This is a genomic window from Halomonas sp. SpR8, assembly GCF_031010195.1.
GTDB lineage: Bacteria > Pseudomonadota > Gammaproteobacteria > Pseudomonadales > Halomonadaceae > Vreelandella.
In genome coordinates this window covers 23,254-34,742 of record NZ_JAUAMC010000015.1, presented here as the reverse complement: position 1 = coordinate 34,742, position 11,489 = coordinate 23,254, and the positions used below count along the sequence as shown (strand labels likewise).

9 protein-coding genes are annotated in these 11,489 nt (G+C 54.9%); 5 read left to right on the top strand and 4 right to left on the bottom strand.

Annotation, left to right across the window (positions count from 1 at the left end; all coding sequences use genetic code 11):
- Positions 1-561 precede the first annotated feature (561 nt).
- Positions 562-1,713, bottom strand: coding sequence for an FMN-dependent L-lactate dehydrogenase LldD (gene lldD, locus QT230_RS20235; RefSeq protein ID WP_308323964.1), 1,152 nt, complete (start codon positions 1,711-1,713; stop codon positions 562-564).
- Between the two features lie 286 nt (positions 1,714-1,999).
- Here lldD and QT230_RS20230 point away from each other — a divergent pair, with 286 nt between their 5' ends.
- From QT230_RS20230 to QT230_RS20220, 3 genes are read left to right on the top strand one after another with little or no spacing between them, the layout of a single operon-like run.
- Complete coding sequence (locus tag QT230_RS20230) at positions 2,000-2,773, top strand: GntR family transcriptional regulator (RefSeq protein ID WP_308323963.1); 774 nt, start codon at positions 2,000-2,002, stop codon at positions 2,771-2,773.
- A gap of 8 nt (positions 2,774-2,781) precedes the next feature.
- Complete coding sequence (locus tag QT230_RS20225) at positions 2,782-4,674, top strand: ATP-binding protein (RefSeq protein WP_308323962.1); 1,893 nt, start codon at positions 2,782-2,784, stop codon at positions 4,672-4,674.
- Positions 4,667-6,049 carry a sigma-54 dependent transcriptional regulator gene (locus tag QT230_RS20220; RefSeq protein ID WP_308323961.1) on the top strand — a complete coding sequence of 461 codons (1,383 nt, stop codon included), beginning with the start codon at positions 4,667-4,669 and terminating at the stop codon, positions 6,047-6,049. Before QT230_RS20225 ends, QT230_RS20220 begins: the two co-directional genes overlap by 8 nt.
- On the opposite strand, the gene QT230_RS20215 is transcribed toward QT230_RS20220, so the two are convergent.
- From QT230_RS20215 to QT230_RS20205, 3 genes are all read right to left on the bottom strand, one after another.
- Positions 6,025-6,696: a metal-dependent hydrolase gene (locus QT230_RS20215; RefSeq protein ID WP_308323960.1), complete on the bottom strand. Its 672-nt coding sequence runs from the start codon at positions 6,694-6,696 to the stop codon at positions 6,025-6,027. The two genes, QT230_RS20220 and QT230_RS20215, sit on opposite strands and share 25 nt — an antisense overlap.
- A gap of 123 nt (positions 6,697-6,819) precedes the next feature.
- On the bottom strand, positions 6,820-7,359 hold the full coding sequence (locus QT230_RS20210) for a gamma carbonic anhydrase family protein (protein ID WP_308323959.1): 540 nt from the start codon (positions 7,357-7,359) through the stop codon (positions 6,820-6,822).
- 61 nt (positions 7,360-7,420) lie between these two features.
- On the bottom strand, positions 7,421-8,761 hold the full coding sequence (locus QT230_RS20205) for a sodium-dependent transporter (RefSeq protein ID WP_308323958.1): 1,341 nt from the start codon (positions 8,759-8,761) through the stop codon (positions 7,421-7,423).
- Positions 8,762-9,022: 261 nt separating this feature from the next.
- On the opposite strand from QT230_RS20205, the gene prlC reads away from it, so the two are divergent.
- Positions 9,023-11,071, top strand: a complete 2,049-nt coding sequence (prlC, locus tag QT230_RS20200) for an oligopeptidase A (RefSeq protein ID WP_308323965.1) — start codon at positions 9,023-9,025, stop codon at positions 11,069-11,071.
- A gap of 59 nt (positions 11,072-11,130) precedes the next feature.
- Positions 11,131-11,382 (top strand): YheV family putative zinc ribbon protein, encoded by a 252-nt coding sequence (locus QT230_RS20195; RefSeq protein ID WP_308323957.1) that lies wholly within the window; start codon positions 11,131-11,133, stop codon positions 11,380-11,382.
- Positions 11,383-11,489 lie beyond the last annotated feature (107 nt).

Genomic DNA, 11,489 nt, shown 5'->3' with positions numbered 1-11,489 from the left:
GCCTGCCGCCAGCGTTCAATCTGAGCCATGATCAAACTCTTCAGTTTAAGATCTATGCGGTTCTTACCTGCCACTCGTAAGTGACAGAAGCGAACCAAACTTGGCTCAAGGTTCAAACGAATTCATTCAACTATTGTTTAAAAACTTACGTTTAAAAACTGTCGTTCTCATGACCGCTTGCCTTGATATTTGGTGATTTGTCACCAACGTCAGCAAGCGCCCACATGAATTACCTGATCAAATTTTTAAAGAGCTGTTTCGCTGCGATAGTTGTCAAAACTACCTACAAACCGTTGAGCTGGCTTGCCTCAGCGAGGAAGGCGTATTCTACGCATTTCCTGGTGTTTGTCAAGGGCGTTGTTGTCGATGCGAACTCACTAACATCTCAAACCGCCTGCTTTCGCAAAAGCGTTAACTGCCTGACAAACCAAGGCTTTTACACCTCATGCACCGCTGGCAACGCTTGGCGTCCCCGGCAGCGGATGCGTACTTTACGGATTCAGCGCCGGGTTGGCAAGCAGTTTTTAAGCAAGGCTTTGAGAGAGACGTAAGTAATGCTCATTAGGCGCCGCGGATTGAGTCTGGCACCAGCGAGCCTGACCCAAGGTCGGCGATGCTACGCGCCCCGGTAAGCGTCATTGCAACCCGCATTTCCTTCTCGAACAGATCAAGCAGATGGGCAACGCCCGCTTCCCCAGCAGTGGCAAGCGCATAAATGAAGGCACGCCCAATCAATACGGTATCGGCCCCCATGGCGATCATCCGCACTACATCGAGCCCGCTGCGTACGCCAGAATCGGCCAAAATAGCCAAGTCTCCTTGTACCGCATCCGCTATAGCAGGCAAGGCGCGTGCGGTAGAAAGAACGCCATCAAGCTGTCGGCCACCGTGATTGGAAACAACGATACCGTCCGCACCAAAACGAACCGCATCACGGGCGTCCTCAGCGTCGAGTATCCCCTTGATGATCATCGGCCCATCCCACTGCTCACGAATCCAATCCAGGTCTTTCCAGGAGATGGACGGATCAAAGTTATCACCCAGCCAGGCAATATAGTCCTCAAGCTTCGTTGGCTTACCGCGATAATCAGACACGTTACCCAAATCATGAGGACGTCCATGAATTCCCACATCCCAGGCCCAAAGAGGATGCAGCGCAGCCTGTAGCACACGCTTCATTGGCCCACGTTTACCGCTCATACCTGAATGGGCATCGCGATAACGCGCGCCCGGCACAGGCATATCGACAGTAAAGATCAGCGTTTTCACACCAGCAGCTTTAGCTCGCTCGAGAACATGCTTCATAAAGCCCCGGTCCTTCAGTACATAAAGCTGAAACCAGATAGGCCGATCAATGGAAGAAGCTACTTCATCAATGGGACATACCGATACGGTGGAAAGTGTGAACGGTACACCTTTACTAGCAGCAGCCCGCGCCGCCTGAACTTCGCCACGTCTCGCATACATACCCGCTAGCCCCACCGGTGCAAGCGCAATAGGCATGGCCAGTTTCTCACCGAACAGTTCGGCTTCTAATGACAGCGACGACATGTCTTTTAGCACCCGCTGCCGCAACGCAATACCCGCTAGATCCTCGACATTACGCCGCAGCGTATGCTCGGCGTAAGCCCCCCCGTCCGCATAGTGGAAAAGAAACGGAGGAATGCGGCGCTTGGCAGCCTCGCGGTAGTCCGTGGATGCTGAAATGATCATGGCGAGCCCTGTGCAGTGGATGCGCTATACACCGACATCCCAAACTAAAGAATTGGTTTTACCAATTGACAAAAAATATAGCGACAACATTAGTGAGCCACCATTATCGTGTCAAACGGTGATGGGGTTTTATAACCTTTTAACAAGTCTATACTTTAGTTCAAAGCCTGATTTAACGAACGCTATTAACGCTTAATTCTACCCAGCAAGCGCTTGAGCTGGTCTTCTAAAAATCTTAATATTGGTCTTACCAATTAGAGGAGCCAACCAACATGAGCCATTCAGAATGAGCTATCCCCCGCTCCGCCAGCAGCGCTTGGCCGATGTGATTACTGAGCGCTTAGAAGCGATGATGCTAGAAGGCAGCTTAAAACCTGGGCAGCGCTTACCTCCAGAGCGTGAATTAGCCGAGCGATTTGGCGTATCGCGTCCCTCTTTGCGTGAAGCCATCCAAAAATTAGCAGCTCGCGGTTTACTGACCAGCCGCCAAGGTGGCGGCACCTTTGTTAACGACGACCTTAGCAATGGGTATACCGATCCGCTGCTGGAAATGCTGTCTCGTCATAACGAATTTAACTTTGATCTGCTTGAATTCCGCGACGCTATGGAGGGAATCTCCGCTTATTATGCTGCGCTGCGCTCAACGCCTGCCGATAAAGCCGTCCTTATTCAGCGCTTTGAGGAGCTCGACGGTGGGTTTGCAGGCGCCGACCCTATCCAAGAAGCCAAGTTGGATGCGGCCTTTCATCTTGCGATTGCCGAAGCCGCCCACAATGTTCTACTCCTGCATACCATTCGCGGTATTTTTCACCTGTTAGAAAAAAGCATTGTGAATAATTTGGCGCACCTTTTTGCTAAGCCTGATTCGCGCAACCAGTTAATGCAACAGCACCGCGCTCTACTTAACGCTATCCTTGAGGGGCGCGCAGAAGATGCCCGCGCTCGTGCCCACGAGCACCTCGTGTTTGTTGAAGAAGGGCTGCTTGAGATGGCGAGGGCTGAGACTCGAGCCCAGCGCGCACTTCGCCGTGCCCAAGGCAACAGTAAAACGTTAGCATGAACCTCAAGATGCCCGTTCCCTTACCACTGCGTTGGCGGCGCCTATGGCTGCTAGTCATTCCACTTGGTTTGTTATTATGTATGTGGCAGGCCGCACAACTGGCGCGCGAACAAGCGCTTTCCAATTTGCAGGACGATGCTGAGAACGAGCTTCGCCTCTCTGCCGCCAACTTAAACGGCTATTTGCTGCGCTACGACTACTTGCCGCAAATGCTGGCCACTCGGGAAGGCGTACAACGCTTTTTGGCCTCCCCCGATAGCCAAGATCCAATAGAGCTGAATATGTTACTGGATCGCTTTCGCTTCACAGCAGGGGTCTCAGATGTCTATTTACTTGATCGTGATGCCGACACTATCGCGGCCAGTAACTGGCACCGCCCCAATACTTTTATTGGCCAAAATTATGCTTTTCGCAGCTATTACACGGAAGCAATCGCGGGCCGACAAGGCAGATTTTATGGTTTAGGCACCCAGTCACTTGAGCGGGGTTACTTTTTTTCGGCGCCGGTTTGGCTCGACGATACCTCACCAGATGCTAAGCCTGATGGCGTATTAGTCGTTAAAGTGTTACTAGATGATGTTGAAGAGAGTTGGGCAGAGCAGGACGCCGAACTACTTGTTACCGACAGCGACAACATTATTTTCATGGCCAGCCTCCCTGAACTGCGCATGAACGCCCTCTACCCGCTCACCAATGAACAACGCCAAAGCCTGCGAGATACACGTCGCTATGCCATGGAGCCATTGACGACATCGGGGATTGAAGTTAATGCGCCCTATGGCCTGGGCAGCCAGCTAGTCAGCTTTTCTCAAGGCCCGCTAAGCGGAGGCGAATATCTCAGCTTGACCCGGCCTATCCCGGAGTTTGGCTGGCAAATGCATATCTTAAAGCCGTTAACCCCGGTGGTTAGCGCCCAGTGGATCGCCGCCCTGATGGCGGGGGGCCTTTACGGCGTGGTTGCACTGGGTGCCGGCATTGGCTGGCAGCGCCTACGGCTACGCCGTGAGCGTGAAGCGTTTGCCGAGCGCGAGCGCAACACTTTGGCACGCGTTCGTGACGAATTAGAGGTCAGCGTGGAACGCCGTACCCGTGACCTGATGGCCAGCAACCAACGCCTTTCAGATGAAATCGAGGAGCGTCGCCGAGCTGAAGCCAACCTACGCCAGACCCAGGATGAGTTGATTCAAGCGGCCAAGCTTGCGGTACTGGGGCAGCTTGCTGCGGGTATTAACCATGAGCTTAATCAGCCGCTGGCGGCTATTCGCGCCTACGCTGAAAACGCCCGCCGGTTTATGGAACTGGCCCACCACGACAAGGCAGATGCCAACCTTGAGCAGATCGTTGAGCTCACCGAGCGCATGGCAGATATAAGCGCACAGCTGCGCCAGTTTTCGCGTAAGAGCAGCGAGCGCCAAGAAACCATTTCGGTACAGGCCTGTATCGACTACGCCCTACGCCTATTTCAAAGCCGCCTGCGCGAAGGCAATGTCATCATTGTTCATGATTGGCCCACTGAAACACTATGGGTTAAAGGCGACCTGGTACGCCTGGAACAAGTGCTGGTTAATTTAATCGGCAATGCGCTGCAGGCCATGAAAACCGTGCCAGCACCGCAACTCACCCTTGGCGCCCATATCCATCAACAGCAGGTGATCATTAGCGTTAGCGATAATGGCCCCGGCATCCCAGAGGAGCACTTAGGGCAGATTTTTGAACCCTTTTTCACCACCAAAGCGCCGGGGAGCGGTTTAGGCCTGGGACTCTCGATCTCGTCGCGTATCATGGACGATTTAGGCGGCAAACTGCAGGCTGCTAACCAGCCCGAGGGTGGCGCCAGCTTCACCATCACTCTGCCCCTCTCGCCGTTAACCCACATCCAGGAGAATTCCTCTTATGCATGAGCCGTCGACGCTTCCGGTCATGGTGATCGACGACGAGCCGCATCTGCGGATCACCGCCAGCCAAACTCTTGAGCTTGCAGGCTATACGCCATACTGCTTTGAATCAGCAGAACAAGCGCTGGCGGCGTTGACGCCTGACTTTCCGGGGGTGATTGTCAGCGACATCCGCATGCCTGGGATGGATGGCATGTCCTTGCTCCATGAGCTACACAGCCGCGACGCCACCCTGCCGATTATTTTAATCACCGGCCACGGCGATATTTCCACTGCGGTAGAAGCCATGCGCGCTGGGGCCTGGGATTTTCTCGAGAAGCCGTTTGCCGGTGATCAACTGCTGGATGTGGTGCGCCGGGGCATAGAGAAACGCCAGCTCAGCTTAGAAAACCACCGTCTTAAAGCCGAGCTGGAAGTGCAGCAAGCCGCATTAGGGCCGAGGCTGGTGGGCCGCACGCCGATCATTTCGCGGCTGGCCGCCATGATCCAGCGCATCAGCCAAGTCGAAGCCGATGTACTGCTGTTTGGTGAGACCGGCACTGGTAAAGACTTAGTGGCCCGTGCGATTCACGAACGCAGCGGGCGGCGTAACAGCCCCTTTATGGCGATTAACTGCGGCGCGGTGCCCGAAAACACCATTGAGTCCGAACTGTTTGGCCACGAGAAAGGTGCCTTCACCGGTGCCGTAGAGCGGCGCATCGGCAAGTTCGAGCACGCTAACGGCGGCACGGTGTTTTTGGATGAGATTGAATCGATGCCCATGGCGCTGCAAGTCAAACTGCTGCGGGTACTGCAGGAGCGCAGCGTCGAACGGCTCGGCGCCAATGAAACCGTGCCGCTTGATATCCGCGTGATTGCGGCCACCAAAGTTGATCTCAAAACCGCTTCCGAAGAGGGCGTTTTTCGTGAAGACCTTTATTACCGACTGAACGTAGTCACTCTGCCGCTGCCAGCCCTGCGTGAAAGGCGCGAGGACATTCCCTTACTGTTCCAGCACTTTGCCGTGGTGGCTGCCAACCGCAGCGGGCTGGAAGCACCGACTCTTGATAGCCCTGCCATTGCCGCCCTACTGGCCCATGACTGGCCCGGCAACGTGCGCGAACTGCGTAACCTGGCTGAACGTTATGTGCTATTGGGTGCCGCCTTCGACTATCGCCTGGATGCGCTGCTGGAAGGTGTCAACGCCGACACCGAAGAGCCCACTCTTCCCCGCCAAGTGGAACTATTTGAAAAGAGCCTGATCAGCCAATCGCTAGCGCGCTACCACGGACGGGTAACCAACGTTTGTCGTCATTTAGGCATTCCGCGTAAAACCTTTTACGACAAGCTTAAAAAGCACGGCCTCAATGCCGATGACTACCGCCATAGCAGCGAGCCTTGATGGAGCAACTCACCCAGTACGTGCCAGGGCGGCGCCCAAGGCACCAAGGTCAGCGTCGCAATCAGCATAAGCAGATTGGACATTGGCCGACGGCTATCGCCCAGTTTCAGCGCCGTGCCAAACGAGCGTTTTAACCGAGCACCCTCAAGGTCAACGCTGTATATCTCATCCAAACTCAGATGGATCAAAAATCCTACCAAGGTAGCAGCACCGTGAGACCAGGCCAGCCATGATGGCTGGCCAAGTAAATTAAAACTTACCGCGGCAGTGACGAGACTGCATAACCCGCCTGCTAGCAGTGAATGCCAGATACCGCGGTGCACGGTGAAACGCGAAAACAGGATGCCTGCCAAATAACGCACGCAGAAGTAAATCCCACCGCAGGCCATCAATAATGCCCCCGGGGTCAGCCACGGCTGCAATAACAGCGCCCCCAGCACCAGGGCAGGCACGGAAAGCAGGTTAAATATTAAACGGATAGAGTGAGATCGATCAGCATCGATATCAGGCAGAATACCGCCGAATGTGACGAGCGCAATCATCACCACCGCCTGGGAAGATGGCCACCATTGGCCTTTCCATCCAGCGTAAGCTACCAGCATGCCGCCCGCCGCTGCCACCGTAATATGCGTGCGAAAATTAGCCATAACGCGGCATCCTAGAATCTGCAAACAGAGAACTGTATAAATTAACAGATTTATGACATTCGCGACACGGCTAATGAAGAAAAAAGGTTGGCTGAGCAACTGCTTAGAGAAAAGGCACTACTGCTAAAATTCTGCCAAAAAGCGGTCTTTTAATTTAACGTAGTTACCTGCGGTATAAGGAAAGAACGCGCGCTCCTTGTCTTTCAATGGACGCAGCGCTTTGGCTGGGTTGCCAGCATACACATAGCCACTTTCCAAATGCTTGCCGGGCGTTACCACGGCGCCCGCGGCGATAATGACCTCATCCTCAACGACCGCGCCATCCATCACAATCGCCCCCATACCGACAAGAATCCGACTTCCCAAGGTGCAGCCATGCAGAATCGCTTTATGGCCAATGGTAACGTCATCGCCAATGGTGAGCGGAAAGCCGTCCGGGCTGAAATCACTGGCGTGGGTAATATGCAGCACGCTGCCATCCTGCACGCTGGTACGTGCGCCGATGCGAATGCGGTGCATATCGCCACGAATTACTGTCATCGGCCACACGGAGCAATCATCGCCCAACACCACGTCACCAATGACCACACTGGCCGGATCAATATAAACGCGCTCGCCCAATTGGGGTTGCATACCTTGATAGTGCCTTAGTGCACTGCTCATAACTCGCTCCTGAGATGTCGGGTGGAAAACGGAAAATTGATCAACTCACTATAGCAATTCGCTAAAGCAATCCAGCCAATAGAACAATAAAGGTCAGCGGAATCGACACCCAGCGGATAATATTGCGCCACAGCACATAACCGCTTTCACCCACGCCTAACGCGTTCACCACCTTCTCACGGGGCATTACCCAGGCCGCAAAAATCGCGATCAGTAACCCGCCCAGCGGCAGAAAAACATCCGGCGGTATACTACTGACAAGTTCGAAGACATTGCGCCCAAACAGCGGGCGGAACTCCGCCAGAGATGAAAAAGAGAAAGCTGAGAGCAGCCCAATCAGCCAAACGCTGAGCGCCACGATCGCCGTCGAGATACTGCGACGCAGCCCTAACCCCTGCAGCGTGGCAACCATCGGCTCCGCCAGATTAATCGCCGATGTCCAGGTGGCTAGTAGCAACAATAAAAAGAACACACTTAGCCACATGGAGCCCCAAGGCAGCTCAGAGAACGCAATGGGCAGAGTGACAAACATTAGCCCTGGGCCGTCGGTGGGATCCATGCCCTGGGCGAACACCACCGAGAAAATCGCGATCCCCGCCAGTAATGCCACGCTAATATCAAGTACGGCGACGGCAACCGCTGCTTTCGGCAAGCTCTGCTCTTCCGGCATATAAGCGCCATAGGCCATCAATGCACAGGCGCCAACCGCCAGAGTAAAGAACGCATGGCCCATGGCATGCACCACCACCGAGGGGGTTAGTGCCTCGAAAGAGGGCAGAAACAACCACGCTAACGCTGGCGCAAAACCATCGGTGGTCGCGGCATAGACCGCCAATAGCAGCAGTAACAGATACAGTAGCGGCATCAGCAGGTTATTCAGCCGCTCAAGCCCCTTGGCAACCCCTGCCGCAACAACCGTCATCGTCATAAACAGAAACAGCGAGTGATTAAAGATCAGCAGCCCTGGGCTAGCTAAAAAAGCCTCAAAACCAGCGCCAATCTCAGCGGCACTCGCACCATTGAAGTTGCCGTTAACAGACGCTACCAAAAACTCAATCGACCAGCCCGATACCACCGAGTAGAACGATAAGATGCAGAAAACGGTGAACGCACCAAAAAGGCCCAGCCACCGCCAGTTAGGTGAAGCACCTGCTTCGGCTGCCAGGGCGCCCAAGGCTTGCATCGGCCCACGCCGACCGGCGCGGCCAATCAGTATTTCCGCCATCATGACTGGAATACCCAGCAACAGCACAAACGCCACGTAAATCAGCAGAAACGCCGCACCGCCGTTCTCTCCGGCCACATAGGGGAAGCGCCAGATGTTGCCTAACCCTACCGCAGCACCCGTTACCGCCAAGATAAAGGCCCGCTTCGACCCCCAGCGCTCCAGCGTCTCGCTCATTACATACTCCTGCCAATGGTGGCATTAAAAGGCGGCAAGACTAGCAGGCGCATGCGTGCAGGCCAAACCCTGCCCCCCCCTGACATAAAACCATGTTATTGCGGCTAGTATTGAAGCGAGCATTGAAACACAGCCCCGCCGCCCGCACTGTGTCATCATTATCGCGCGTTTTGCGCTCCCCTAACGTTTTAAAACGTTTGTTTTTTTCAAAACACTGCTTTTAAACGCACGCCACCCGAGGTGACTATGTCCTCCACTCCATTGTCCTCCAACCCGCTGCTTGAAACGCACGAACTGCCCCCTTTTGCTGAGATTCGCGCCGAGCACGTGGAGCCCGCCGTGGAGACGCTGCTAAGCGAAAGCCACGAGGCCATTGACCGCCTCGCCGAGCAGGCAGCCGCCGCCCCGCCCAGTTGGGACAATTTTGCGGCGCCCCTTGAAGAGGTAAATGACCGGCTTACCAAGATGTGGTCACCGGTTTCGCACCTCAATGGCACCATGAACTCCCCAGAAATGCGCGAAGCGTATCAGGCATGTCTGGAGAAGCTCTCCGCCTTTGGCACCTGGGTAGGCCAGCACGAAGGACTCTTTCAGGGCTGGCAAGCCCTGAAAGAAGGCCCGGCCTGGGAAAACCTGGATAACGCCCAGCGGCAAACCGTGGAAAACGCCCTGCGCGATTTCCGTTTAGCCGGTGTCGATCTCCCCGCTGACAAAAAAGCGCGCTATGGCGAGATTCAGTCGCGACTTTCACTGCTATCTAACCAGTTCTCCAACAACGTGCTGGACGCCACCCAGGCGTGGCACAAGGATATCGATAGCCAAGAGGCGTTAGCAGGCGTACCGGAGAGTGCGCTCAATACGTTAAAAGCTAACGCCGAGGCCAAAGGCATAGCGGGTTACCGGATTACGCTGGATTTCCCCAGTTTCTTCCCGGTGGTTAACTATGCCGACAATCGTGAGCTACGCCGTGAGGTGTATACCGCGTTCGTTACCCGTGCCTCTGAACAAGGCCCCGATGCGGGCAAATTCGATAACGCTACGATCATGGAAGAGATCCTAGCCCTACGTAGCGAAATGGCCCAGCTACTCGATTTTGCCACCTACGCCGATTACTCGTTGACCACCAAGATGGCGGACTCTCCCGAGCAGGTACTCGACTTCCTCAACGACTTAGCCCGCCGTGCGCTGCCTCAGGCCAAGGAAGAGTCTACCGAACTCAGTGACTACGCCCGAGAAGAACTAGGCCTGGAGACACTGGAGCCATGGGATGTGGCTTATGCCAGTGAAAAACTGCGCGAAGCGCGCCACTCTATCTCCCAAGAACAACTGCGCCCCTATTTCCCAGCGCCGCGTGTTGTCGATGGCCTATTTCAGGTCGTTGAGCGCCTTTATGGCGTGCGTTTTGAAGAAGATACCCTCGCGCCTCGCTACCACGCCGACGTACGCTATTTCCGCATCACTGAAAACGGACAGCCGATTGCCGGTTTTTACCTCGATCTTTACGCTCGAGAAGGTAAACGGGGCGGGGCCTGGATGGCCGATTGCCGAGTACGCCGTCAAACGGATCAAGGCCTTCAACTGCCGGTCGCTTTTCTTACCTGCAACTTTACAGCCCCGGTAGGCGGCCGACCTGCACTGTTCACCCACGACGAAGTGACCACCCTGTTTCATGAGTTTGGTCATGGCCTGCACCATATGTTAACCAAACAACATATTGCGGACATTTCTGGTATTAACGGCGTTGCCTGGGATGCCATCGAGCTACCCAGCCAGTTTATGGAAAACTACTGCTGGGAGCGTGAAGGTCTAGACCTACTCGCCAAGCATGTCGATAGCGGTGAAACGCTGCCTGCAGAGCTCCTTGAACGCCTGCAAGCGGCTAAGAATTTCCAGTCCGCCATGGGTATGATGCGCCAAATTGAGTTTTCGCTGTTTGATCTGCGCCTGCACCATGAGCTTAGCGCCCCTAGCGCCAGCGATGTACAAGCGCTGCTGGACGAGGTGCGCGACGCTGTCTCCGTGCTGCCGAAAGTACCGTTCAACCGCTTCCAGAATAGCTTTGGTCATGTGTTTGCGGGTGGCTACGCGGCCGGTTACTACAGCTACAAGTGGGCGGAAGTACTGTCAGCAGATGCCTGGAGCGCCTTTGAAGAGGCCGGTATCTTTGATCCTGAAACAGGACAGCGCTTTCGTCGTGAAATTCTTGAGCAGGGGGGCGCCCGCGATGCCGCTGACCTGTTTATCGCTTTTCGGGGCCGTGAGCCGAGCGTTGAGCCACTGCTTCGCCATAGTGGTATTCACGCCGCTTAAACCTGTAAAGCCAGCCTATGCGTGCTCCCACGTCGGGAGTACGCCCTTGGAGCCTAATAATGTCTAGTGTGAAACGCTTTATTGCCGGTGTGACCTGCCCCCGCTGCGCGGTGATGGATCGTATCCGCGCCTGGGAGCAAAATGGTATCCGCTACCGGGAGTGCGTCAGCTGTGATTTCTTCGAGCAACTGCCTATCGAGGAGGACGCGCTTACCGAAATGACCACCCGGGTCAACCAGGTACGCAATGATCAGAAGCAGCAGGATGTCCAACCCGTACGCATTCTGGATCCCGGTAAACCCTCGCGTTAGCCCTCCCAGCCGCCAAGGATGGCGTGTTCAGTCTTTGCTCACCGCCCCACAGCCGATAGCGAACGAAAAATACAATTTGTGTGCGATTATCCACACACTCTAAAGCT